We start from the raw sequence: 23,732 nt of genomic DNA on the forward strand, positions 1-23,732 counted from the left end.
CCTCCACAACCCCATCGTGTCGCGAGTTCTGCACAGATGTGGGCAACCCCCGACCGGCGTCGGTGGCGGCACCTACACTTTAAACATGAAGGTTCTGGCAGCAATGAGTGGCGGCGTCGATTCCGCGGTGGCCGCGGCACGCGCGGTGGAGGCGGGGCACGACGTCGTGGGTGTGCACCTGGCGCTGAGCCGGATGCCCGGCACCCTCCGAACCGGCAGCAGGGGGTGCTGCACCATCGAAGACTCCTCCGACGCCCAGCGGGCCGCGAACATCATCGGCATCCCCTATTACGTGTGGGATTTCTCCGAACGGTTCAAACTCGACGTGGTCGACGACTTCATCGCCGAATACGAAGCGGGCCGCACGCCGAACCCGTGCATGCGCTGCAACGAGCGCATCAAGTTCGCGGCGCTGCTCGAGAAGGCGCTCGACCTCGGTTTCGATGCAGTCGCCACCGGCCACTATGCGACGATCCTGACCGATGCCGACGGCAACCGGGAGTTGCACCGGGCGAGCGCCTGGGCGAAAGACCAGAGCTACGTGCTGGGCGTGCTGACCGCCGAGCAACTCGCGCACTCGATGTTCCCGCTCGGCGCAACACCGTCGAAGGCGCTTGTTCGTGCTGAGGCGGCCGAACGCGGTTTCAGTGTGGCGAACAAGCCCGACAGTCATGACATCTGCTTCATCCCCGACGGTGACACCCGCGGCTGGCTCGCCGACAGGGTCGGAACCCAGCCGGGAGGCGAGATCGTCGAACGCGACGGCACCGTGGTGGGCACCCACGACGGTGCCCGCGGGTTCACGGTCGGCCAGCGGCGGGGCCTGCACCTCGGCAGCCTGGCCGAAGACGGGCGGCGACGATTCGTGCTCGAGGTGAAGCCGGCGACGAACACGGTGGTGGTCGGTCCGAAGGAGGCGCTGGCCATCGGTGAGATCGCCGGGTCGCGGTACACCTGGGCAGGGCTCGCCCCCGAGCATCCCGAGATCGCGTTCGAATGCGAGGTGCAGATCCGCGCCCACGCCGACCCCGTGCCCGCGACGGCGGAGGTCCGGGTGGCATCCGACGGTGCGCGGGAGCTGGTCATCCGCCCGCACGAACCGCTGGTGGGCGTCTCCCCGGGGCAGACCGCGGTGGTCTACATCGGCACCCGGGTGCTCGGGCAGACCACGATCGACCGCACCGTGAGCGCCGTACCGGTGGGCGCAGCCTGAGCCATGCCCGACGACACCGAAGAACTGAGCCTCGAGGCGGCCGCGGCCGAGGCCCAGGCGGCGACCACGAAGATCCAGCAGCTGCGTGATGCCTACTACGACCGCGATGCGTCGCTCGTGGCCGATGAGGAGTACGACGCACTGCTCCGGAGACTGGGCGAGCTCGAGCGGCTCTTTCCCGAGCTTCAGAGCCAGGACAGCCCCACGCAGACGGTGGGCGGCCGGGCCGAGACGACCCTCTTCTCGCCGGTGGAGCACGCCGAGCGCATGCTCAGTCTCGACAACGTGTTCTCCCTCGACGAGTTCGCGGAGTGGGCGACGAAGGTCGAACGGGATTCGGGGCGGAGGGTGCACTACCTCTGCGAGTTGAAGATCGACGGTCTCGCCATGAACCTCCGGTATGTGAACGGGGAGCTGGTCTCTGCGGCGACCCGGGGCGATGGAGTCGTCGGCGAAGACGTCACCGAGAACGTCGCCCTGATCCCAGGCATCCCGAAGTCATTGGCCTGGCAGGCAGAGCCGCGCGGTGCGGCGCCCGACGAGGCCAGGGTTCCCCCCGCACTCATGGAGGTCCGCGGAGAGATCTTCTTTCCCACGGCAGCATTCGATGAACTGAATGCGGCGCAGCTCGCCGCAGGCGACCGGCTCTTCGCCAACGCCCGGAATGCGGCCAGTGGTTCGCTCCGGCAGAAGTCCGAGAACAAGACCGAGGCGCAGCTCGCCCTCATGCGGGCACGTCTCGGCCGGCTCCGGATGCTCGTGCACGGCATCGGCGCCTGGCCGAACCCTCCCGTCGAATCGCAGTCCGAGGTCTATGAGCTCCTGGCGTCGTGGGGCCTGCCCACCAGCACGCACTACCGCGTCACGCCAGACAGGGCCGGCGCCGCCGAGTTCATCGAATACTTCGGGGAGCACCGCTACAGCGTCGAGCACGAGATCGACGGCGTCGTGGTCAAGGTCGACGAGCTCGCCCTCCACACGGAGCTCGGCGCGACCAGCCGCGCCCCCCGCTGGGCGATCGCCTACAAGTACCCGCCCGAACAGGTGCAGACGAAACTCCTCGACATCGTGGTGAGCGTGGGCCGCACCGGTCGCGCCACACCGTTCGCGGTGATGCAGAAGGTGCGCGTCGCAGGCTCCGAGGTGCGCCAGGCGACCCTCCACAACCAGGACGTGGTGAAGGCGAAGGGCGTGCTCATCGGCGACACGGTCGTGCTCCGGAAGGCCGGCGACGTGATCCCCGAAGTGCTGGGGCCCGTGGTCGAGCTGCGCGACGGCACCGAGCGGGAATTCGTGATGCCCGAGTTCTGCCCGGAGTGCGGAACACGACTCGCGCCGGCGAAGGAGAACGACATCGATCTGCGCTGCCCGAACGCGCGGAGCTGCCCGGCGCAGGTGCGCGGACGGGTCGAGCACGTCGGTTCGCGAGGCGCGCTCGACATCGAGGTGCTGGGTGAGGTGGCCGCCGCGGCCCTCACACAACCCGTCGAGCCCTCGGAGCCGCCGCTCGACACGGAGGCGGGCATGTTCGACCTCACGGTCGAACAGATCTTTCCCATCACGACGGTCGTGCGCGACTCGGAGACCGGGCTCGAGAAGCTCGGCGACTCCGGTGCACCCAAGCGCGAGTCGCCCTTCCGTCGTCGCCGGCAGAAGAAGGACGGCGCATACGACCCCGAGGGCCCGTTCGACGGTGACGAACTCTTCGTGCCGTCAAGCAACGCGATCAAGCTCATCGACAACATCCAGAAGGCTCGCACCAGCCCGCTCTGGCGCATCCTCGTCTCCCTGAGCATCCGGCATGTGGGCCCGGTGGCGGCTCGCGCGCTCGCCGACTACTTCGGGTCGCTCGAGGCGATCCGCGCCGCAACCCGCGAGGAGCTGGCTGCGGTCGACGGTGTCGGTGGCATCATCGCCGACGCCCTCATCGACTGGTTCGAGGTGGACTGGCACGCCGAGATCGTCGACCGGTGGGCGGCCGCGGGAGTGCAGTTCAGCACCCCGGGTCACCCGGGGCCCGGGGCTGCCGTCGGTGCGGGCGGAACGCTCGACGGGCTCACCGTCGTCGCGACAGGAAGCCTCGACGGGTTCACCCGGGAAGGTGCGATCGAGGCGATCATCGCCGCGGGAGGCAAGGCCGCGTCGTCGGTCAGCAAGAAGACGGACTTCGTGGCCGCCGGCCCGGGCGCCGGCTCCAAGCTCCCGAAGGCCGAGGCGCTCGGCGTGCGCATCATCGACGCCGCCCAGTTCGCGCTGTTGCTCGCCGAGGGGCCGGGCGCTCTGCCGGAAGCGGCCGTTCCGGAGACCGACGTCGAAACCCCCGAGCCGCCCGCCGACAGCACCACCGAATAGAATCGATTGGTTGTCCAGCCCGCGATCCGGCGGGCAGAAGCATTACGGAGTCGCATGTCATCTGAAACACCCCCGACCGTCAGCACGAGCGCCAACAGCCGCCCGGCCGGCTCGGGTACGCCCGGTGAGATCACGACCGACCAGGTGGCTCACCTCGCGGGCCTGGCCCGCATCAACCTGTCGCCCGAGGAGATCACCAAGCTCACGGGAGAACTCGTCGCCATTGTCGAGAACGTTGCCAAGGTGACGGAGGTCGCGACGCCCGACGTGCCTGCGACGAGCCACCCGATCCCGCTCTCGAACGTCTACCGTCCCGACGTCGTCGGCGAGACGCTGACCCAGGAGCAGGCGCTCTCCGGTGCCCCCGACCATGACGGCAGCCGCTTCCGGGTGTCCGCGATCCTGGGAGAAGAGCAGTGAGCCCCGAAGCAACCCGCCAGCACGACCTGACCCGCCTGAGTGCGGCCGACCTCGCGTCGACACTCGCCAGCCGTGAGGTGTCGAGCCTCGAGGTGACGGAAGCCCACCTCGACCGCATCCACGCCGTCGACGGTGACGTGCGCGCGTTCCTCCACGTTGCCGCGGAGGGCGCTCGCGCCGCCGCACGTGCCGTCGACGCCCGCCGCGCAGCGGGCGAGACTCTCGGCGCGCTGGCCGGCGTTCCGATCGCGATCAAAGACGTTCTCTGCACCCTCGACATGCCGTCGACGGCGGGGTCGAGGATCCTCCAGGGCTGGGTTCCGCCCTACGACGCGACCGTCGTGCGAAAGCTCCGTGACGCCGATCTGATTCCACTCGGCAAGACGAACATGGACGAGTTCGCGATGGGCTCCTCGACCGAGCATTCTGCCTACGGTCCGACCCATAACCCGTGGGACCTCGACCGCATCCCCGGCGGCTCGGGTGGGGGTTCGGCCGCGGCCGTGGCCGCCTTCGAAGCGCCTCTCGCGCTCGGCAGCGACACGGGCGGCTCGATTCGCCAGCCCGCCGCCGTGACCGGCTCCGTCGGAATGAAACCCACCTACGGCGGCGTCTCCCGCTACGGCGCCATCGCGCTCGCCTCGAGTCTCGACCAGGTCGGGCCGGTCAGCCGCACCGTGCTCGACGCAGCCCTCCTGCACGACGTGATCGGCGGGCACGACCCGCGGGACTCGACCAGCCTGAAGGACACCTGGCCGAGCTTCGCGGCCGCCGCCCGCGCCGGGCAGCAGAACCTGAGCCTCAAGGGCCTGAAAGTCGGCGTGGTCACCGAGCTCGGCGGCGACGGCTTTCAGGCTGGCGTGACCCAGCGCTTCCAGGAAGCACTTGAACTGCTCACCTCGGCCGGCGCGGAGGTCGTGGAGGTCAGCACCCCGAGCTTCGAGTACGCGATCGCGGCGTACTACCTGATCCTCCCGGCCGAGGCCTCGTCGAACCTCGCGAAGTTCGACTCCGTGCGGTTCGGCCTGCGCGTCAACCCGACCGGCGGAGGCACGGTCGAAGACGTCATGTCGGCCACCCGCGAAGCCGGTTTCGGCCCCGAGGTGAAGAGGCGCATCATCCTCGGTACGTACGCCCTCAGCGCCGGGTACTACGACGCTTACTACGGCAGCGCGCAGAAGGTGCGTACGCTCATCCAGCGCGACTTCGCCCGGGTGTTCGCCGACGTCGATGTGCTGGTCAGCCCGAGCGCGCCCACCACCGCCTTCAAGCTCGGCGAGAAGCTCGACGACCCGCTGTCGATGTATCTCAACGACCTCACCACGATCCCGGCAAACCTCGCGGGTGTACCGGGAATCAGCCTCCCCGTGGGGCTCGCTCCCGAAGACGGGCTGCCGGTGGGCATCCAGTTCATGGCACCGGCCCGCGCCGACGCCCGGCTCTACTCGGTGGGGGCGACGCTCGAAGCGCTGCTCGAAGACCGCTGGGGGCACACGCTCCTGAGCCAGGCTCCGGATCTCGCCCCGCAGGAAATGTTCGCCTCTGAAGAAGGTGCAGTCTGATGAACAAGGCCGAATTGATGGACTACGACAGGGCGCTCGAACTCTTCGAGCCGGTTCTCGGGTTCGAGGTGCATGTCGAGCTCAACACGAAGACCAAGATGTTCTCCGATGCGCCGAACTTCTTCGGCGGTGAGCCGAACACCAACGTCACCCCGGTGGACCTCGGTCTGCCGGGCTCCCTCCCGGTGGTGAACGAGCAGGCCGTGAAGTACTCGATCAGCCTCGGGCTTGCCCTCGGCTGCTCGATCGCGCCCTCGTCGCGCTTCGCACGCAAGAACTACTTCTACCCCGACCTCGCGAAGAACTACCAGATCTCCCAGTTCGACGAACCCATCGCCTTCGGTGGCTCTGTGGAGGTCGAGCTGCCCGACGGCAGACTCTTCACCGTGCCGATCGAGCGCGCCCACATGGAGGAGGATGCCGGCAAGCTCACGCACGTCGGCGGGGCCACGGGCCGCATCCAGGGCGCGGAATACTCACTCGTCGACTACAACCGCGCCGGTGTTCCCCTCGTCGAGATCGTCACCGACATCATCTACGGCGCGGAGTACGACGCGCCCGAGCTGGCGAAAGCGTATGTCTCGACCATCCGGGACATCGTGGTGTCGCTCGGCATCTCCGACGCGAAGATGGAACGCGGCAACCTGCGGTGCGACGCGAACATCTCGCTTCGCCGCCGCACCGCTCCGGGTGAACCCCCCGCGAAGCTCGGCACCCGCACCGAGACGAAGAACGTCAACTCGCTGCGTTCGGTCGAGCGCGCCATCCGTTACGAGATCCAGCGCCAGGCCGCGATTCTCGAGGGCGGCGGAACGATCATCCAGGAGACCCGGCACTGGCACGAGGACACGGGCCAGACCTCGGCGGGCCGGCCGAAGAGCGATGCCGACGATTACCGCTACTTCCCTGAACCCGACCTCCTGCCGGTCGAGCCGTCGGCCGAGCTGATCGAGGAGCTCCGTGCCGCGCTGCCCGAGGCGCCGGCCATCCGGCGTCGCCGGCTGAAGGCGGACTGGGGTTTCACCGACCTCGAGTTCCAGGACGTCGTGAACTCGGGCCTGCTGAACGAGATCATCGAGACCACGGCGGCCGGCGCATCCGCGCAGTCCGCCCGCAAGTGGTGGACCGGGGAGATCGCGCGCGTCGCGAACGCCCGCGGGGTGGATGCGTCGACCCTCGTCTCGCCACTGCATGTCTCTGAGCTGGTCGCTCTGGTCGACGCCGGTACCCTCACCGACCGGCTCGCCCGGCAGGTGCTCGAGGGCGTCATCGAAGGCGAAGGTACTCCCGATGAGGTGGTGGCGAGCCGCGGGCTTGCCGTGGTCTCCGACGACGGGGCACTCATTGCCGCCATCGACGATGCGCTCGCTTCGCAGCCCGACGTGCTTGCCAAGATCCGCGACGGCAAGGTGCAGGCCGCCGGTGCCGTGATCGGTGCGGTGATGAAGGCGATGAAGGGCCAGGCCGATGCGGCGCGCGTGCGCGAATTGGTGCTGGAGCGCGCGAACGCCTGACCCCCGCCCCTGCCGTGCGTATATGAGGACCACGTGGGCGTTGCGTCCAAGTGCGACGTAACGGATCTGTCATCCTCCGTTACGCACGTCGGGCCCGCATACCGTGGGCCCGACGTCAGCCGCCAGGTGATCGAGCCACGCAGGTCAGCCCGCGAGGCCCGCGACCAGGTTGATCGTCGCCGCCAGGATGACCGCCCCGAACACGTACGCCAGGAGTGCGTGTCGGAGTGCCGTCGAACGGAAGTCGCTCGTCTGGAAGCTCGTATCGGACACCTGGTAGGTCATGCCGATGGTGAACGCGATGTAGGCGAAGTCGCTGTAGCGCGGCGGCTCCTTCTGGTTGAAGTCGACCCCGCCATCCGGCCCGCGGTAGTACAGCGAGGCATACCGCAGCATGAACAGGGTGTGCACGAGCACCCAGGAGAGCGTGAGACTCAGCACGGCCAGCGCTCCGACCCCGAAACGTTCAAGCCCGCGGGAGTCGGATGAGCCGAGCAGCACGATGACGACGGCCGCGATACTCGCGAGACTCGCCAGCAGGAGGAGCAGCTCGCTCACTCCCCGAGACGGGTCCTCGCGGGTGGCATGCTTCGCCGTCTGTTCCGGATCCCGGCCGTGCGTGTGCACGGCGACGACGGAGATGTAGACAGCTGCCGCGAAGATCCACCCCACCACGGCTGCGCCTGTCCAATATCCCAACAGACCGCAGAGCAGCGCCGCGACGAGGCCTACGACGAACATCGCCACGACGCGGGCGGCGGAACGGTGCATCAGCGGAATCGCAGCCGGTCGGGAAGTGGTCATGAGGGGAATCCTGCCACGTCGACCGCCGGAGGATGCCCAGCCGGGCACCCGAGTCGCCGTGAGCTCCCTGGCGAAGGGTGCCGGGTCGGTGAGCCTTCTGCCAGAAAGCCTCAGTCGGTGGGGAAGCTCACTCCGGTGAGTTCCTCGGAGCGCGACCACAGATGGCGTGCCGCAGACTCCTTCTCGGCGCGTTTCGCGAAGTGCGCGAAGCCGGGTGTGCCCGTCAACTCGAGGAACCCGGACGGCCCGTAGTAGTCGCCGTTCAGGGCGTGCGGTGTGGTTGCGGCGAAGAGCTCGGGCAGTGCGCCCTCGGCGGCCGACTGCGACAGGCCGGGGAACGATATCGCCCGCTGCGAGCCTGGGCGCGGTTTCGCGCGACCGAGGTTCGGCCCCGACGACTGGAGGTTCGTGCGGCTGAAGCCCGGGTGGGCGGCCAAACTGGTGATCTCCCAGCCGAGTTCCCGGCTTCGCCGACCCAGCTCTTTGGCGAACATCAGGTTCGCGAGCTTCGACTGACCGTACGCAGTCCAGGCGTTGTAGCGCCGTTCGCGCTGCAGATCCTCGAAGTCGAGGCGCCCGATCCAGTGCACGATACTCGACATCGTGACGACGCGCGGTTCGTCTGCGGCCAGGAGAGCGGGCATCAGCCTCCCCGTGAGCGCGAAGTGGCCGAGATGGTTGGTTCCGAACTGCAGTTCGAAGCCGTCGTCTGTGAGGGTGCGCCTGGGCACGGCCATCACCCCGGCGTTGTTGAACAGCAGGTCGAGTGGATGCCCGGAGGAGATCACGTCGTCGGCGAGCCGGGCCACCGACGAGAGGTTCGCCAGGTCGAGCGAGGCGAGGTGGACCTCGCCTCCTGCTCGGTCGCCGCGTGCATCGGCGCCCCGTGCATCCGATGCTGCAGCGAGGCGTTCGCGGAGCCGCGCGAGCGCCTCCTGGCCCTTCTCGGGGGAGCGTGCCGTGATCGTCACGTGGGCGCCGGCGGCACTCAGTCGGGCGGCCGTCTCGAACCCCAGCCCCGAATTGCCACCGGTGACGAGGGCCCGCCGACCGTTGAGGTCGGGCAGGTCGATGTCATGGCGGCGAGGCCGGGGAGGTGGAGTCGGGTCGTGGCTGGTCACACTCTGTCGTCCCTGCCGGTGAGCGCGAGCAGTCGCGACTGCAGGGGCGCATCTTCGGGCACGGGAACGGGGGAGGCGAAGAGCCCGCTCGCCTCGAGGGTGTCCTTCTGCGGCTCGAACACCGTGTAGACCGCTTCGACGAGCGAGATGTCGAGCGTGTCCGGGGAGTGGGTGGCGCGGGCGAGATCCCAGGTGTGGATGGTGACGTCGGAGACCTGTTCGCGAAGGTACTCGTGAGCGGGGATGGTTCCGTAGGAGACATGTACGGGGGTCTCGCTGTCAGCTTTCGACCAGGCTGACGCCGCGGCGGCGGAATACGTGTGCCATTCGGCGATCAGGTCGTCGCCGAGCCGTTTGATCAGGGGCTTGGCCTCGCGGACGGTCCGGCCGGCCAGCAGAAGAGGCACCCACTGCTGCTCTTCGATGACGTGCTGCACGAGCTGGTGGGTGTTCCAGTCGGTGTCGGGTGTCGGTGCCGACCAGTCGGTGACGGCAGCGAGGCGCTGACTGAATTCGGTGTGCGCGGTTTCGTGGAGGCTGATCCAGTCGATGCTCATGGTGGGGGTCTCCTTCTTTCTCAAGAGTAAAGCCCCGCACCGACCCGGGCATTCCGCGTGTAGCGTCGAGTCGTGACTGCCCTGACCCGTGCTGTGCGAACGGACGACCTGCCCGCGCTCCTCGCGATGAACAACGATGCCGTGCCGGCGGTGAACCACCTCGACGAAGAGGGGCTCGGGAAGCTGGTGGCGCTCAGCCACCGGGCCGTGGCCGTGGTGCACGAAGGGGATCCCGCCACACCCGTCGGTTTTGCCCTGGCGATGCTGCCCGGTGCGGCCTATGCGAGCGAGAACTACCGCTGGTTCGAGGCGCGATCCGGGAGCTTCCTCTACGTCGACCGCATTGTCGTGGGAGGCCGAGCGCGGGGACAGGGGCTCGGCCGGGTTCTCTACGACGACCTCTTCGCCGTGGCCCGTGCGGCACGGTGTGCGGAGATGTTCTGCGAGGTCAACCTCGAGCCCCCGAACCCGGGTTCGCTCGTGTTCCACAGCAGGCTCGGTTTTGAACAGCTCGACACCCAGCAGACCAAGGGTGGATCGGTCGTGGTGTCGCTTCTCGGCCGCGCGGTCTAGGCTCGGCCCATGCAACCACCTCGTTCCCGGAGAGCTGTTCCCGGCCCGGGCCAGGAGTCCGTCTGGGACTATCCCCGGCCACCCCGCGCGGAACCGAGCACCGAACGGATCGTCGTCACCCTCGGGGGTGAGCGCATCGTCGACACGACGGATTCGATCCGGGTGCTCGAGACGAGTCATCCGCCGGTGTACTACCTGCCGCGGGAGGCTTTCGCGCCGGGCGTGCTCGTGGATGCCCCGGGTTCGTCGTTCTGCGAGTTCAAGGGCCTGGCCGGCTACCTGAGCGTGCGAGCCGGAGGCGTCGAAGCGGTGGGGGCGGCGTGGTTCTATCCCAGCCCCTCGGCGGGCTATGAGGCTCTTCGGGGCAGGGTTGCCCTCTACCCGGCGGCGATGGGCGAGTGCACTGTCGACGGCGAGGTGGTGGTCAGCCAGGAGGGCGACTTCTACGGCGGCTGGATCACCTCGCGGGTCGTCGGCCCCTTCAAGGGAGCGCCGGGCACGCTCGGCTGGTAGCGCCTCAGAGCGCGGCACCTGGCAGCCCCCTCAGGACGACGAAACCACGGGCCCGGAGGGACTTCGAACGCTCCTCGTCGAGAGACTCGCCGAGTCGTTCCTGAGTGTTGGAGATGTGCAGGGCCACCAGCCGTGCGGCCTCGGGAGCGTCTCGCGCCTTCAGGGCTTCGACGATGGCCCGGTGTTCGGCGACCGCGAGGGCGCGGGACTGCTCGGTGCGCACCTCGAGCCACCGGGTGCGGGAGAGCCGTGTCATGGAGTCGACCGTGGAGGCGACCATGAACGGATTCTCGCTGAGCCGCACGAGTTCGACATGGAAGTCTGTTCCCATGCGGTGGCCCGCCTCCTGGGAGTCGCGGGGGTCGAAGGAGCTCAACAGCTCGTCGAGCGCGTCGAGGTCTTCGTTGCTCGCATGCTGGATGGCGAGCCCGGCAGCAGCGCTCTCGACAGCCACCCTCAGCTCGAGCAGCGACTCCACCTCGCCGAGGTCGATCGGAGCCACCATCCAGCCCCGTCCGTCGCGCTGCACGAGCCCCTCCGATTCGAGACGCATCAGTGCGGCCCTGACTGGAGTGCGTGACGCCGACAGCTCGGCCTCGAGGCCCCGCTCCGTGAGGCGTGCCCCGGGAGTCACGTCTAGAGCCAGGATGTTCTGTCGCAGTCGGCTGTAGATCTGCTCTGTCTGCGAGGGGGCCTGCGCTGTCTGAGAGGGGGCCTGCATTGTCTCGTTCACGAAAATGAGCATAGCACAGTGGTATACCGCTTTGGTATACCACTAGAGTGGCAGTGCAGAAAGGACACCGTGACCACCCAGACCACTTCCAGCGCGACCACCTCCAGCACGGCCACCCTCGGTGCCCGCCCCTGGTTGATGCTCGCCCTCGGCCTGCTCGCCCAGGTCGCCGGCACGATCGTGGTGACCACTCCGGCATTCCTCGTACCCTCGCTGAACGCCGACCGTGGCCTCTCGCTCGCCGAGGCGGGCCTCGTCGTCGCGGCGCCCTCGGTCGGAATGGTGCTGACGCTCATCCTCTGGGGCGCCCTCGCCGACCGCATCGGCGAGCACTGGGTCATCGCGGCGGGGCTCGCGGTGGCCGCCCTGGCGGCGCTGGGAGCCCTGCTCGCCGGCGAGCTAGTCGTGACCGGGGTGTTCTTCCTGGTCGCGGGGATGGGTGCGGCCAGTGCCAACGCAGCGGGGGGTCGCCTCGTCGTGGGCTGGTTCCCACCCGGCCGGCGGGGGCTGGCCATGGGCATTCGCCAGATGGCCCAGCCGCTCGGGGTCGCCGTCGCGGCGATCGTGATCCCGCCTCTCGCAGCGGCCGACGGGCTGCCCGCTGCGCTGGTGTTCCCGTTCGTCGTCGTCACTCTGGCGGCGCTCGCCGCGGTGGTGTTCATCGTCGACCCGCCGCGCGGGGCCACAGCAGCTGCGGCCCCGGCCACGGCCGCAGCCGGCGACGACAGCCCTACCGAGCTCGCTCGGGCACGGAGGCTCGCGAACCCCTACCGGTCGTCGTCCCTGCTCTGGCAGATCCACTCCGTCTCCGTGCTTCTCGTCGTTCCCCAGTTCGTCGTCTCGACGTTCGCGCTGGTGTGGCTCATCAACTCGGAGGGCTGGGAGCCCCTCGTCGCGGGCATCGTCGTCGGGGTCGCCCAGTGCGTGGGGGCGCTCGGGCGCATCGGTGTCGGTGTGGTCTCCGACAGAGTCGGCAGCCGCATGGGGCCCCTTCGCGTGGTCGCCGCACTCGCCAGCCTCGTCATGGTGCTGCTGGCTCTCACCGACTGGCTGCACCTCTCCGGTTTCGCCGCAGTCGCGGTCGTGCTGGCGTCTGCCGTCACCGTGGCAGACAACGGCCTCGCCTTCACCGCTGTTGCAGAGATCGCGGGGAGCAGATGGTCGGGCCGCGCACTCGGCGCCCAGAACACCGCCCAGTTCCTCGCCGCCGCCGCGACGGCGCCCCTGGTCGGTCTGCTGATCGGTGCGATCGGGTTCGCCGCCTCCTTCACCGTGGCCGCAGCCCTGCCCCTGGTGGCGCTCCCGCTCATCCCACGGCGACGAATCGACACGGGTGAGAGGCTCTGACAGGGCGACGCGGAGCCCGGCAGGTTCAGGATGCCCTTCCTCCTCGTGGTAGCGTGCAAAAATGCCACGAATCTCGGGGGTCGCCACGGCCTTCCCGCCCCAGTCGTACAGCCAATCCGAGATCACGGACCTTCTGGGACCCCTGATCACCGAGGATCCCTCGAAGCGCGCCCTGCTGAACCGGCTGCACGCCAACAGCAGGGTCAATCGCCGCCACTTGGTGATGCCCTACGACTGGTACCGCGAGAGCGACCTGAACTTCACCCTCACCAACAATCTGTTCATCGTGGCGGCAGTGGAGCTGGCCGAGAGGGCCGTCACCGCGGCCCTCGAGAAGGCGGCGCTCGCACCCGAAGACGTCGACTACATCATCTTCACGTCCGTCACCGGAATCTCCGCCCCTTCGGTCGACGCGCTGCTCGCCCTCCGCCTCGGATTCCGGTCGGATGTCAAACGTGTTCCGATGTTCGGCCTCGGCTGTGTGGCAGGCGCTGCCGGCATCGCGCGGCTCAACGACTACCTCCTCGGCCATCCCGATGCGGTCGCCCTTCTCGTCTCGGTGGAACTCTGCTCCCTGACGGTGCAGAGGGGAGACGATTCGATGGCCAACCTCGTCGCGAGCGGGCTCTTCGGTGACGGTGCCGCCGCCGTGGTCATGGTAGGCGACGAGCGAGCCCGATCCCTGCCGGTGACAGGGCCCGACGTGCTGGATTCGCGCAGCAGGCTCTATCCCGGCACTGAGAGCGTTCTCGGCTTCAACCCGGGCGAGAGCGGTTTCAGGATCGTCTTGACCGCCGGCGTGGCCGATGTCATCGACGAGCACTTCGACTCCGACGTGGTCGGTTTCCTCGAAGAGCATGGCTGCGCTGTCGACGACATCGACGTCTGGCTGGCGCATCCCGGCGGCCCGCGCGTGCTGCAGTCCTTCGCGTCGGCCCTCTCGCTGCCCGAGGGCGCTCTCGACGTCAGCTGGGAGTCGATGGCGGAGAAGGGCAACATGTCATCGGCATCCATCCTCGACGTGCTCTCCATGACGCTCGATCGGGACGCTTTCGAACCGGGAGACCTCGGGCTGTTGTTCGCCCTCGGGCCCGGCGTCTGCGCCGAGATCGTGCTTCTCCAGTGGCCGGAAGCGCACAGCTGATGCCGGCCGCGCGAGCTGCCGAGGCTGGCTGATGCTGTTCTACGCCGCCCTGATCCTCGCCACCGGGGTCGAGCGTCTGGTGGAACTCCGGGTCTCCACCCGGAATGCCGGTTGGGCGTTCGCCCGCGGCGGGGTGGAGTTCGGCCGCAACCACTTCCCGTTCATGGTGAGCCTGCACACGGGCATGCTGCTGGCGTGCCTGCTCGAAGTGTTCCTGCTGCAGCGTGTCTTCGTGCCGTGGCTCGGCTGGCCGATGCTGGTCGCAGCTCTCGCCTGCCAGGCGCTTCGGTGGTGGTGCATCGGCGCCCTCGGGCCCCGCTGGAACACTCGCGTGATCATCGTTCCGGGGCTCCCCCTGGTCAGCAGGGGGCCCTACCGCGTGTTGAGACACCCGAACTATGTCGCCGTCGTCGCCGAGGGCGTCGCCCTCCCGCTGGTGTACTCCGCATGGATCACGGCGCTGGTGTTCACCGTCGTGAATCTCGTTCTGCTGCTGCGCTTCCGCATCCCTGTCGAGGAGGAGGCCCTCGAGTTCGGGCTGGCCCAGACCGTACGGCACGCCTGAACGGCCTGGCATGGAGAACCCGGATGTGCTCGTGGTCGGCGGCGGACCGGTCGGCCTGGCCACAGCGATCGGCGCCCGGCGCAGAGGCCTGCGGGTGCTCGTCGTGGAACCGCGTCCGGGGCCGATCGACAAGGCGTGCGGCGAGGGCCTGATGCCGGGAGCGCTCGCCGAACTCGACCGGCTCGGGGTGCGTCCGCACGGGCATCCGATTGCCGGCATCGGCTATCACGACGGTTCGCATGAAGCCGATCACCGGTTCCGCGGTTCGCCCGGGCTGGGGGTCCGTCGTACCGAGCTCTCCCGCGCGCTGAACGAGCAGGCGGCTCTCTCGGGGGTCGGCGTTCACGAGGGTCGGGTCGTGGGTGTGACGCAGGATGCCCGGGGGGTTGATGCGGCGCTGGCCGACGGTTCGAGCATCCGGTGCCGGTGGCTGGTCGGATGCGACGGCCTGCACTCCGGCGTGCGGCGCCTCGCCGGGCTCGAAGCCGTTGCCCCGCGAGGGGGTGCGGCGAGACGGTACGGCCTCCGCCGGCACTTTCGCCGGGCGCCGTGGAGCGATGTCGTCGAGGTGTTCTTCAGCGGCACGGCGGAGGTCTACGTGACCCCGGTCGACGACGAACTGGTCGGTGTCGCGATGCTCGGGCCGCGCGGCATGGTGTTCGCTGAGGAGATCGCCCGGATCCCGCTGCTGGCCGAATTCCTCCGCGGAGCCGAACCGGCCAGCCCGCTCTCCGGCGCCGGGCCGCTCCGCCAGCGCGTGCGGGCGCACGCCTCGGGCCGCGTGCTGCTCGTCGGGGATGCCTCCGGTTACCTCGACGCGCTCACGGGTGAGGGCATGCGCGTCGGCTTCGCCCAGGCCGCCGCCGCCGTCCGCGTCATCTCCGGTGCCGTCGACTCGCCGCTCGCCGAGACGTGGGGGTGGAATGTGGGCGCGCGCGCGGCGGCATCGTACGAGCGGGAGTGGCATCGGGCATCCGGTTCCGCCAACCGGTTCACGGCGGGCCTGCTGCTCGCTTCGCAGTCGCCGGTTCGCCGGATGATCGTTCCGATCGCCGAGCGGATGCCCGGGCTGTTCTCGGCGGCAGTCGAGGTCATCGCACGCTGAAGTCGGCGACCCCGAGACTACTGGGAGTCGTTCGTCAAGGGTGCCTTGCTCATCTGGGGCCGGGAGACACTGGAGGGGTGAACATCTTTCCCCAGGCCATGCGCGATCGGTTGCGTTCGACCTTCACCAACCAGCCCGAAGGCCAGCCCGACTGGGTGCTCGCACTCGAACAGGGTGACGACGCAGGATTCTTCGCGCCCGACTCCGCCACGTGGGCGGTGCACGGGCAGACCGCCACGATCGTCGCCGGTGTGCGGGCCCTGCTGATGCAGGCGCTTCATCCGGGAGCCATGGCCGGGGTGCACGACTGGTCGCGCTACAAGGAGGATCCGCTGGGGCGGCTGGCCGGCACGATCCGCTGGATCTTCACCGTCAGCTACGCCGACACCGCCACGGCCGTCTCGACGTCGAACTGGGTGCTCAGACTCCATGAGAAGGTGCACGGCACCTACCTCGACGCGAACGGTGTGGAGAAGCCGTATTCGGCGAACGATCCAGAACTGCTGTCGTGGGTGCACCTGGCATTCACCGACTCGTTCCTGGCGACGGCGAAGCTCTGGAGCACTCCTATTCCCGGTGGCCCCGATGCGTACGTGCGGGAGTGGGCGAAGGCGGGGGAGTTGATGGGCGTGCCGAATCCGCCCCGGTCGGAGGCTGAGCTCGCCGCTCAGCTGCGGGCGTTCCACGACGCCGGAGTGCTGAAGAGCGACGAACGCGTTGCCGAGGCGCTGAGGTTCATCCGGCGCCCACCGCTCGGCAAGGGGATGATGCCCGGCTACGCGGTGCTCTTCAACGGTGCTGTGTCGTCGATTCCGCCGCTCTACCGCGACATGCTCGGGCTTCAGCCGGCGCGCCTCGGACCGCTGCGTCTGCCCGCCCGCCAGTCGACGGCGATGGTGCTCGGCATCATCGGGAACATGCTCGGGCACGACGAGCCGAGCGCGACCCAGGCTCGGAAGCGCCTCGCCCGCCTCGCTGCCTCCGCCTCGCGCTCCAGCCGCGCGGGCGCGTAGCCACGCAGCGCGTTCCGCGCCCCGCCGCCCGCGTTCCGCGTTCCCCGCCGCGCCCGGCGCCCCGCGCCCGCCGCTTCACGCCCTGCCGCTTCACGCCCCGCCGCCGTTTTTTCGTTCCGCCGCAGTTTGTCGCTTCCGCGCATGCGCGCGCAGGCGCGGAAGCGACAAACGGTGGCAGAACCGGATGAAAGGTCGGGCGGGGCGGGGAGCAGGAGGGGCAGCGCGCAGAGTGGGGCGGGGCGGCGCGCGGCGTCCGGCGCGCGGCGGCTAGCGGAACCGCATGGTGGGCGGCAGGGGCTTCGGGGGCTCCGAGAGCTTGCGGATGCGCCGCCGCTCGAGTCGCGCCGAGACCACCATGACCGCGGCGAAGACGATTCCGGCGAGCATCACGATCAACAGGGGCGTGCCGTAGGCGCCGTGGGTGAGCGCACTCGCGACGGCCGCCGCAACGGTGATGAACGACCCGAGCAGGCCGAGCAGCGAGAAACGTGTGGCGCGATCCATCCGGGACCCTAACCGACCCGCGAGGCGGGCGACACCGTGAGCGCGGGGTCCCGCGTGACGAGGTCGCCGAGCGCCTCGTCGATCGCTGTGAGCTGGCCGGCCTCGAGCTTCACTCCGGACGCAGCGACGTTCGACGCGATCTGCTCGGGCTTGGATGCCCCGATGATCGCCGAGGCGACGTTGGGGTTCTGCAGCACCCACGCCACAGCGAGCTGCGCCATGGTGAGCCCGGCCTCGTCGGCGATCGGCTGCAGCTTCTGCACCCGGGTGAGGGTGTCGTCGTCGAGCCAGCGCGTCATGAAGTTCGCGCCGCCCTTCGTGTCGGTCGCGCGCGAGCCCTCCGGCACAGGCGCGCCCGGCTTGTACTTGCCGCTGAGAGCACCGCCGGCGACAGGCGACCAGACGATCTGCGAGAGACCGGCCTCTACAGACGCAGGCACCACTTCGGCCTCGATCACTCGCCAGAGCATCGAGTACTGCGGCTGGTTCGACACGAGCTGGAAGCCGAGCCGGTGCGCGAGGGTCGACGCCTCACGGATCTGCGCCGCCGTCCACTCGCTCACCCCGATGTAGAGCGCCTTGCCCTGGCGCACGATGTCGGCGAAGGCTGTCATCGTCTCCTCGAGCGGCGTCTCGTAGTCGTAGCGATGCGCCTGGTACAGGTCGACGTAGTCGGTGCGGAGCCGGGTCAGCGAGCCCTCGATCGACTCCATGATGTGCTTCCGGCTGAGACCGGTGTCGTTCGGCCCGGAACCGGTCGGGAAGTAGACCTTCGTGAAGATCTCGATGGATGACCGGCGCTCGTTCTTCAGCGCCTTGCCGAGCACCTTCTCCGCAGCGGTCGCGGCGTACGCGTCAGCGGTGTCGAACGTCGTGATGCCGTTCTCGAGGGCAGCGGCCACGCTCGCGCGGGCCACCTCGTTCTCGACCTGCGAACCGTGCGTGAGCCAGTTGCCGTAAGTGATCTCCGAGATCTTGAGTCCGCTGTTGCCGAGGTACCTGAATTCCATGTTCTCAGGGTAGCTTCTCCGGGTGGGCGGATGGCCGGGTGGGCGGATGGCCGGGTGGGCGGATGCCCGGGTGGGCGGATGCCCGCGCATCCGTCTCAGCGTTGCAGCCCCATCTTCGCGATGCCGAGCAGCGACTCGTGCGGGAGGAACGCCCGCGTGAGCCCGAGTGCGATCTTCGGCAGGTCGCCCTCATCCCGGTACAGCAGGCTCATGCGTTCGTAGCGCGGGTTGAACTTCGTCTTGAAGTTGTGCAGTGACTGGAACCCGTAGAGCGGTTCGAGCACCTTGCCGAGCGAGTCGAGCACCGCGTCGATCCCGCTCGCCTCGTACCCCGCAGCGTGCGCCAGCGGTGCGCCCGAGAGGGAGACGAAGAGCGCGCCCTCGGCCTGGAAGTGCAGGCACGAGGAGGCGATCAGGTATTCCATCACGGGACGGAAGGCACCGTCGTCGCGGCGGCGCATCAGGTCGAGCGTCCAGCCGCGCACGGTGTCGTCGGCACCGAACACGGGCAGCCAGCTCAGCACGCCCTGAACGGTGCCCGATTCATCCAGAGCCAGCGCGGTCTTCACGTGCGGGTCGAGCGCCTCGTCGACGCCGCCGAGTGTGAAGCCCATCTCGGGCAGGGCCTTGTCACCCACCCATTCCTCGGAGATGGCGCGCACCTGCGACACGATCTCCCACGGCTCGTCGGCCAGCACGGTCATCCGAAAGCTGACCTTCTCGCGATCCGCGCGATTGAGAGCCGATCGGATGACCTGCCACTTCTTTCCCGTCATCTCGAGGGTCGGCAGGTCGATGATCGTGTCTTCGGCGACCTGCAGGTGCGTCCAGCCCTCGGGGGCGACGGCCAGAGTGGCATCGGAGACCGAGAACAGGGCGGGCGCGAGACCGATCCGCTCGCATTCGGCCACCCATTCGGCGATCGTGGCGCCCAGCTTGTCGGCCGGACCGATGGGGTCGCCGAGGGCGAGCGCGACGCCCGAGCGCCGCTGGTACGCGACGAAGCTCTCACCGTCGGCGGTGACGAAGTACTGGTTCTCGTCCCACATCGTCATCCAGGAGAGGGTGCCGCCGCCGTCGTTGGTGAGGATGGCGAGAGGGGTCTTGCGGGCATCCGTCGTCTGCCGCACGATCCGCCGCGACCGCCGCCACGGCACCCGGTAGGCGCCGCGACCGAGCCAGAGCAGAACCAGCAGCGCGATCCAGAGCGAGGAGTTCGTCATTGTCACGAACAGGCTCGGCGGGAAGTCGCGCGCGACGATCGCGTAGGCGGCGAGGACCACGAACTCGAGCACATTGAACACACCGAGGACGACGCCGACCAGCCAGGGCAGGCGGTGCCCGAGCCGCACACCATTCGCGATCAGGGCGATGACCACGACATCGATCGCCACGTCGACCCAGGTGCTCGCCCCCGCCAGGGCGCTGGTGGTGGCGTCGTCTGCGGGGAGCAGTGTGCCGATGGCCTCGACCACGGCGAGGATGACCAGGCTGGCGAAGGCGAGGATCCGCCACTCGCGGCTGCTCGGCCGGCCGACACGGCTGCCGCGCGGCTGCAGGAACGGCACGATGACCATCACGACCACCACTCCGAAGAAGTGTTGGATGTCGGACTGCGTGCCGATGTAGATGAGCGACACGGTCACGAAGGCGAAGAGGGCGAAGCGTGCCCGGAGGCGCCAGGGTGCCCGGAGCGTCACGAGCACCGCTGCGAGGCAGGCGAACATGCCGCCGGAGGGTCCGACGTCGTGCTGCAATGACAGTCTGCTGGCCCATTCGCTGTCGAACGAACGGGCCGCAAGGAGGAAGAACACGGTTCCGATGACGGCGAACAGCTGGCCGCCGACGAAGATGCCGAACGTACGGAAGGTGCCGAAAGTGCGCTCGGCCCAGCCGACCCCCACGATCAGCCCCACCAGCAGGATCGCGTAGTGGATCGGCAGGCGTGCGAAGAACGTGCCGGTGATGACGCTCCACCAGTGGCCGTCGAGTGTCGCCGGCACCCCGTAGGCGATGGATGCGTACCAGGGCCGCGCGGTGATCGGATCCCAGAGAGCGCCGGTGGCGATGCCCGCCACGAGGAAGAGGCCGAGAAGTGTTGCGGTGAACGGGGTGCGCTTGATGGCGCGGCCGACGGGGGTGAAGACGGTGACGAGGGCGGCCCCGATTCCTGCGAGACCAGCGACTCCGGGGCCCGCGGCACTGCCGGGGGTGCCGGGCTTCAGACCGGCCGAGGCGGCGAGGGGGCTGAGGCTGCCGTCGGTTTCGAAGAGGTCGCTCATCGTGAGGGCGGGGGTGGCGGCATCCGGGGTTCCGCCGGACCCCGGGGTGCCGCCCGCGGTCGCTGCGGGAGCAGGTGCAGGTGCGGGTGCGGGCGCGGCGGTCGCTGCCGCAGCTGCCCGGCGGCGCGACCGGTAGACCGCGACTGTGGCGAGCACCACGATGCCGACCACCACCGCGAGCAGTGCGAACCAGGTGAACTGGTGGATGAGCTCCTCCGCAGCACGGCCCAGCAGTGTCACGACCAGCGTCACCGCTCCGCTCCAGACGATGGCCCCCAGCACATTGGCGACGAGGAAACGGCGGTACGGCATCCGGAGCGTGCCGGCCAGCGGGCCGACGATCACCCGCAGGAACGCGACGAACCGGCCGCCGAACACCGCCAGGGCGCCCCAGCGGTTCATCACGCCGATGGCGCGGTGGATGCGGTCGGGGCTGAACCGGTCGGGAAAACGCCTGGCGAGCACCGCCAACAGGCGCACCCCGAACCGGCGGCCGATGAAGTAGCCCGCTGTGTCACCGACGACGGCGCCGACCGCGGCTGCGAGTCCGACCAGCCACGGGGAGACACTGCCGCCGAGCGCCACGAGGGTGCCTGCGATGAGGATGGTCTCCCCGGGCAGGGGCACGCCGAGGCTCTCCACCGCGACGAAGACGAGCACGACCAGCAGAACCGCGGCGGGAGGGATGGTGCCGAGCCAATGATCCACGTGGAGCCCCCTTGATGCGACAGCGGGCGTGGGCGCCCCCCGTCTGGTGCAACCCAGTTTAGAGTCGTCGCAGTGCCAACACCGTAGACCTGCGTCGGGTGGGCAGACGTTCACCCGAAGTGGGGCGGGCCCGGTGGCCCGGTCCGGCGGGCCTCATCGACGGCGTGCCGGATCGACGGGATGGCCTGCTGGTGCAGATCGATGGGGGCCAGACCCTCGCCGATCACCCGCCCCTGACAGACTGGACGCATGACAGCAACACTCGTCGCCAAGGGCCTCTCCGGCGGCCACGGCCACCGCACCCTCTTCTCCGGGCTCGACCTGACCGTGGCTCCCGGTGATGTCGTGGGTCTGACGGGGGCGAACGGTGCCGGCAAGACCACGTTGCTCCGCCTGCTCGCCGGAGTGGATGCTCCGCTCGCCGGTGCCGTCTCCCTCGCTCCGGCCGACGCCTTCGTCGGCTGGCTGCCCCAGGAGCATGAGCGCATCCCGGGCGAGAGCATCGCCGACTACATCGGCCGGCGCACCGGTGCGACCTCGGCGACACTCGAGATGGAGCGCACCTCGGAGCTGCTCGGATCGGGCGACGCCGCCGATGCCGACGCGTACTCCGTTGCGCTCGACCGGTGGCTGGCGAGCGGCGCCGCCGATCTGGATGACCGGATCCCCGCCACCCTGGCCGAACTCGGCCTCGGGCTCGACGTGACCCTGCCCATGACCGGCCTCTCGGGCGGGCAGGCCGCCCGGGTGGCGCTCGCCGCACTGCTGCTCTCCCGATTCGATCTCGTGCTGCTCGACGAGCCCACCAACGACCTCGACCTCGACGGGCTCGCCCGCCTCGAGAGCTTCGTGAAGGGGCTCCGCGGGGGAGTGGTGCTGGTCTCGCACGACCGCGAGTTCCTGGCGCGCTGCGTGACGACCGTCGTGGAACTCGATCTCGCCCAGAACAGCATCTCCGTGTACAACGGCGGGTACGAGTCCTTCCTCGAGGAGCGCACGACGGCCCGTCGCCATGCCCGCGAGGAGTACGACGAATTCGCAGCCAAGAAGGCCGACCTCGTGGGTCGCGCCCGCACGCAGCGCGAATGGTCGTCGCAGGGTGTGCGGAACGCCATGAAGAAGTCGCCCGACAACGACAAGATCAGGCGGAAGGCCGCCGCGGAGTCGAGCGAGAAGCAGGCGCAGAAGGTGCGCCAGATGGAGAGCCGCATCGCGCGCCTCGACGAGGTCGACGAACCGCGCAAGGAATGGCAGCTGCAGTTCACGATCGGGCAGGCGCCGCGCTCGAGCGCCGTCGTGTCGACGCTCAGCGCTGCCGTCGCCTCGCAGGGATCGTTCACGCTCGGCCCCGTCTCGCTGCAGGTCGACGGCGGCGACCGGATCGGCATCACGGGGCCGAACGGTGCCGGAAAGTCGACGCTGCTCCGCCTGCTGCTCGGCACGCAGGCGCCGTCGTCGGGGTCGGCATCCCTCGGGCGGAGCGTCGCCGTGGGGGAGATCGACCAGGCCCGGGCGCAGCTGGCGGGTACGACCGTGCTCTTCGAGGCGGTCAGCGAGGCCGTGCCCGACATGCCGCTCGCCGAGGTGCGCACCCTGCTCGCCAAGTTCGGGCTGAAGGCCGACCACGTCGACCGGCCCGTCGACTCCCTGTCGCCCGGTGAGCGCACCCGGGCGGCCCTGGCGCTTCTGCAGGCCCGTGGGGTCAACCTGCTGGTTCTGGACGAGCCCACGAACCACCTCGACCTGCCGGCCATCGAGCAACTCGAGCAGGCGCTCGACGCCTACGAGGGAACGCTCCTGCTCGTCACCCACGACCGCCGCATGCTCGAGACGGTGACTCTGAACCGCCAGTTGCGGGTGGAAGCAGGGCAGGTGAGCGAGCTGTGAGCGCCGCCGGCCCTGCCGCTCCTGCCGGTTCTGTCGCTTCGGCTGCGGGCATGGCGGCCGTTCCGCAGCAGTACGTCGGTCTGGTGCGGGGCATCAACGTCGGCGGGAACAACCGCATCACGATGGCCGACTTCCGCGCGGTCTTCGAGGGGCTCGGCTTCTCCGACGTGAAGACGCTGCTGCAGAGCGGCAACGTGGTCTTCGCCTCGGCCCGGCCACTCGGGCTCGCGGATGTCGCTGCCATCGAGCGCGCGTTCGAGGCCGCAGCCGGCTTTCGCGCGGGCTTCGTGGTGCTGTCGGCCGCTCAGTTCCTCGCGATCCTCGATCAGAACCCGCTTCTCGCCGTCGGCACCGACCTCTCGCGCCTCGTCGTCACGTTCCTGCCGCAGGCTCCGGATGCGGCCCCTGCCGCCACCTCCGCCACCTCCGCCACCTCCGCCACCTCCGCCACCTCCGCCACCTCCGCCACCTCCGCCACCCCCGCCGGCTCTTCGGGCGCTGCCACCTCCTTCGAGCTACCCGAAGCGGACGCCACCCTCCCCGAAGTCTTCGCGGCCAGCCAGTACGCGATCTACTCCTGGCACCCCGACGGCATCTCGAACAGCCGTGTGCCCGCCACCTTCTGGAAGAGGCTCGGCCCCGTCTACACCGCGCGCAACGTGAACACCGCGAACAAGCTCGCCGCCCTCCTCCGCGCCCGCACCGCCTGACCGCGCCCCCCGTTCTCCCGTCCCGCCTGACCCGCAGGCCCGGCCCCGCCCGACCCGATCCGAGGCCCGAAGGAGGCGCAGATCGCGGCCGGGAG

21 protein-coding genes are annotated in these 23,732 nt (G+C 69.2%); 14 read left to right on the forward strand and 7 right to left on the reverse strand.

Going from position 1 to position 23,732, the window contains the following annotated elements:
• The first annotated feature begins 85 nt into the window (after window positions 1–85).
• The 5 genes from mnmA to gatB are packed head-to-tail and all read left to right on the forward strand — an operon-like array spanning window position 86 to window position 7,061.
• On the forward strand, window positions 86–1,213 hold the full coding sequence (gene mnmA, locus B7R21_RS05825; RefSeq protein ID WP_116282313.1) for a tRNA 2-thiouridine(34) synthase MnmA: 1,128 nt from the start codon (window positions 86–88) through the stop codon (window positions 1,211–1,213).
• 3 nt (window positions 1,214–1,216) lie between these two features.
• Window positions 1,217–3,565, forward strand: a complete 2,349-nt coding sequence (gene ligA / locus B7R21_RS05830; RefSeq protein WP_116282314.1) for an NAD-dependent DNA ligase LigA — start codon at window positions 1,217–1,219, stop codon at window positions 3,563–3,565.
• A gap of 54 nt (window positions 3,566–3,619) precedes the next feature.
• Entirely contained in the window at window positions 3,620–3,985 is a 366-nt protein-coding gene (gene gatC / locus B7R21_RS05835; protein WP_116282315.1) for an Asp-tRNA(Asn)/Glu-tRNA(Gln) amidotransferase subunit GatC, read from the forward strand.
• Window positions 3,982–5,547: an Asp-tRNA(Asn)/Glu-tRNA(Gln) amidotransferase subunit GatA gene (gatA, locus tag B7R21_RS05840; protein WP_116282316.1), complete on the forward strand. Its 1,566-nt coding sequence runs from the start codon at window positions 3,982–3,984 to the stop codon at window positions 5,545–5,547. Before gatC ends, gatA begins: the two co-directional genes overlap by 4 nt.
• Window positions 5,547–7,061, forward strand: coding sequence for an Asp-tRNA(Asn)/Glu-tRNA(Gln) amidotransferase subunit GatB (gatB, locus tag B7R21_RS05845; protein ID WP_116282317.1), 1,515 nt, complete (start codon window positions 5,547–5,549; stop codon window positions 7,059–7,061). Before gatA ends, gatB begins: the two co-directional genes overlap by 1 nt.
• 144 nt (window positions 7,062–7,205) lie before the next feature.
• Here gatB and B7R21_RS05850 read toward each other — a convergent pair whose 3' ends face one another.
• From B7R21_RS05850 to B7R21_RS05860, 3 genes are all read right to left on the reverse strand, one after another.
• Window positions 7,206–7,865 (reverse strand): DUF1345 domain-containing protein, encoded by a 660-nt coding sequence (locus B7R21_RS05850; RefSeq protein WP_216364125.1) that lies wholly within the window; start codon window positions 7,863–7,865, stop codon window positions 7,206–7,208.
• 110 nt (window positions 7,866–7,975) lie between these two features.
• On the reverse strand, window positions 7,976–8,986 hold the full coding sequence (locus tag B7R21_RS05855) for an SDR family oxidoreductase (RefSeq protein ID WP_216364126.1): 1,011 nt from the start codon (window positions 8,984–8,986) through the stop codon (window positions 7,976–7,978).
• Window positions 8,983–9,543 carry a TIGR03086 family metal-binding protein gene (locus tag B7R21_RS05860; RefSeq protein ID WP_116282318.1) on the reverse strand — a complete coding sequence of 187 codons (561 nt, stop codon included), beginning with the start codon at window positions 9,541–9,543 and terminating at the stop codon, window positions 8,983–8,985. The genes B7R21_RS05855 and B7R21_RS05860 overlap by 4 nt, the downstream gene beginning before the upstream one ends.
• Window positions 9,544–9,615: 72 nt before the next feature.
• On the opposite strand from B7R21_RS05860, the gene B7R21_RS05865 reads away from it, so the two are divergent.
• The gene (locus tag B7R21_RS05865; protein ID WP_147305820.1) at window positions 9,616–10,116 is read left to right on the forward strand and encodes a GNAT family N-acetyltransferase; all 501 of its coding nucleotides are present in this window, start codon (window positions 9,616–9,618) and stop codon (window positions 10,114–10,116) included.
• 9 nt (window positions 10,117–10,125) lie between these two features.
• Window positions 10,126–10,629, forward strand: a complete 504-nt coding sequence (locus B7R21_RS05870) for a DUF427 domain-containing protein (protein ID WP_116282320.1) — start codon at window positions 10,126–10,128, stop codon at window positions 10,627–10,629.
• Between the two features lie 4 nt (window positions 10,630–10,633).
• On the opposite strand, the gene B7R21_RS05875 is transcribed toward B7R21_RS05870, so the two are convergent.
• Window positions 10,634–11,374 (reverse strand): GntR family transcriptional regulator, encoded by a 741-nt coding sequence (locus tag B7R21_RS05875; RefSeq protein WP_253259665.1) that lies wholly within the window; start codon window positions 11,372–11,374, stop codon window positions 10,634–10,636.
• A 57-nt stretch (window positions 11,375–11,431) separates the two neighbouring features.
• Here B7R21_RS05875 and B7R21_RS05880 point away from each other — a divergent pair, with 57 nt between their 5' ends.
• From B7R21_RS05880 to B7R21_RS05900, 5 genes are all read left to right on the forward strand, one after another.
• Window positions 11,432–12,709: an MFS transporter gene (locus B7R21_RS05880; RefSeq protein ID WP_253259666.1), complete on the forward strand. Its 1,278-nt coding sequence runs from the start codon at window positions 11,432–11,434 to the stop codon at window positions 12,707–12,709.
• Window positions 12,710–12,770: 61 nt separating this feature from the next.
• Complete coding sequence (locus tag B7R21_RS05885) at window positions 12,771–13,853, forward strand: type III polyketide synthase (protein WP_116282321.1); 1,083 nt, start codon at window positions 12,771–12,773, stop codon at window positions 13,851–13,853.
• Between the two features lie 31 nt (window positions 13,854–13,884).
• The gene (locus B7R21_RS05890; protein WP_116282322.1) at window positions 13,885–14,418 is read left to right on the forward strand and encodes an isoprenylcysteine carboxyl methyltransferase family protein; all 534 of its coding nucleotides are present in this window, start codon (window positions 13,885–13,887) and stop codon (window positions 14,416–14,418) included.
• Between the two features lie 10 nt (window positions 14,419–14,428).
• The gene (locus B7R21_RS05895; protein WP_116282323.1) at window positions 14,429–15,523 is read left to right on the forward strand and encodes an NAD(P)/FAD-dependent oxidoreductase; all 1,095 of its coding nucleotides are present in this window, start codon (window positions 14,429–14,431) and stop codon (window positions 15,521–15,523) included.
• 98 nt (window positions 15,524–15,621) lie between these two features.
• Window positions 15,622–16,536, forward strand: a complete 915-nt coding sequence (locus B7R21_RS05900) for an oxygenase MpaB family protein (protein WP_116282336.1) — start codon at window positions 15,622–15,624, stop codon at window positions 16,534–16,536.
• Between the two features lie 267 nt (window positions 16,537–16,803).
• Here the strand turns inward: B7R21_RS05900 and B7R21_RS05905 are convergent, their stop codons facing one another.
• The 3 genes from B7R21_RS05905 to B7R21_RS05915 form a co-directional block, all read right to left on the reverse strand.
• Window positions 16,804–17,040 (reverse strand): hypothetical protein, encoded by a 237-nt coding sequence (locus B7R21_RS05905; RefSeq protein WP_116282324.1) that lies wholly within the window; start codon window positions 17,038–17,040, stop codon window positions 16,804–16,806.
• 8 nt (window positions 17,041–17,048) lie between these two features.
• A complete protein-coding gene (locus tag B7R21_RS05910; RefSeq protein ID WP_116282325.1) occupies window positions 17,049–18,050 on the reverse strand; it encodes an aldo/keto reductase family protein in 1,002 nt (333 codons plus the stop codon).
• 95 nt (window positions 18,051–18,145) lie between these two features.
• Window positions 18,146–21,040, reverse strand: a complete 2,895-nt coding sequence (locus tag B7R21_RS05915; RefSeq protein WP_216364128.1) for a phosphatidylglycerol lysyltransferase domain-containing protein — start codon at window positions 21,038–21,040, stop codon at window positions 18,146–18,148.
• A 249-nt stretch (window positions 21,041–21,289) separates the two neighbouring features.
• Here B7R21_RS05915 and B7R21_RS05920 point away from each other — a divergent pair, with 249 nt between their 5' ends.
• Both B7R21_RS05920 and B7R21_RS20600 read left to right on the forward strand, forming a co-directional pair.
• Window positions 21,290–22,927, forward strand: a complete 1,638-nt coding sequence (locus tag B7R21_RS05920; protein ID WP_116282327.1) for an ABC-F family ATP-binding cassette domain-containing protein — start codon at window positions 21,290–21,292, stop codon at window positions 22,925–22,927.
• Window positions 22,924–23,637 carry a DUF1697 domain-containing protein gene (locus tag B7R21_RS20600; RefSeq protein WP_253259667.1) on the forward strand — a complete coding sequence of 238 codons (714 nt, stop codon included), beginning with the start codon at window positions 22,924–22,926 and terminating at the stop codon, window positions 23,635–23,637. Before B7R21_RS05920 ends, B7R21_RS20600 begins: the two co-directional genes overlap by 4 nt.
• The last annotated feature ends 95 nt before the right edge of the window (window positions 23,638–23,732 follow it).

Origin of the sequence: Subtercola boreus (genome assembly GCF_003399625.1) — a bacterium.
Taxonomy (GTDB): Bacteria; Actinomycetota; Actinomycetes; order Actinomycetales; family Microbacteriaceae; genus Subtercola; species Subtercola boreus_C.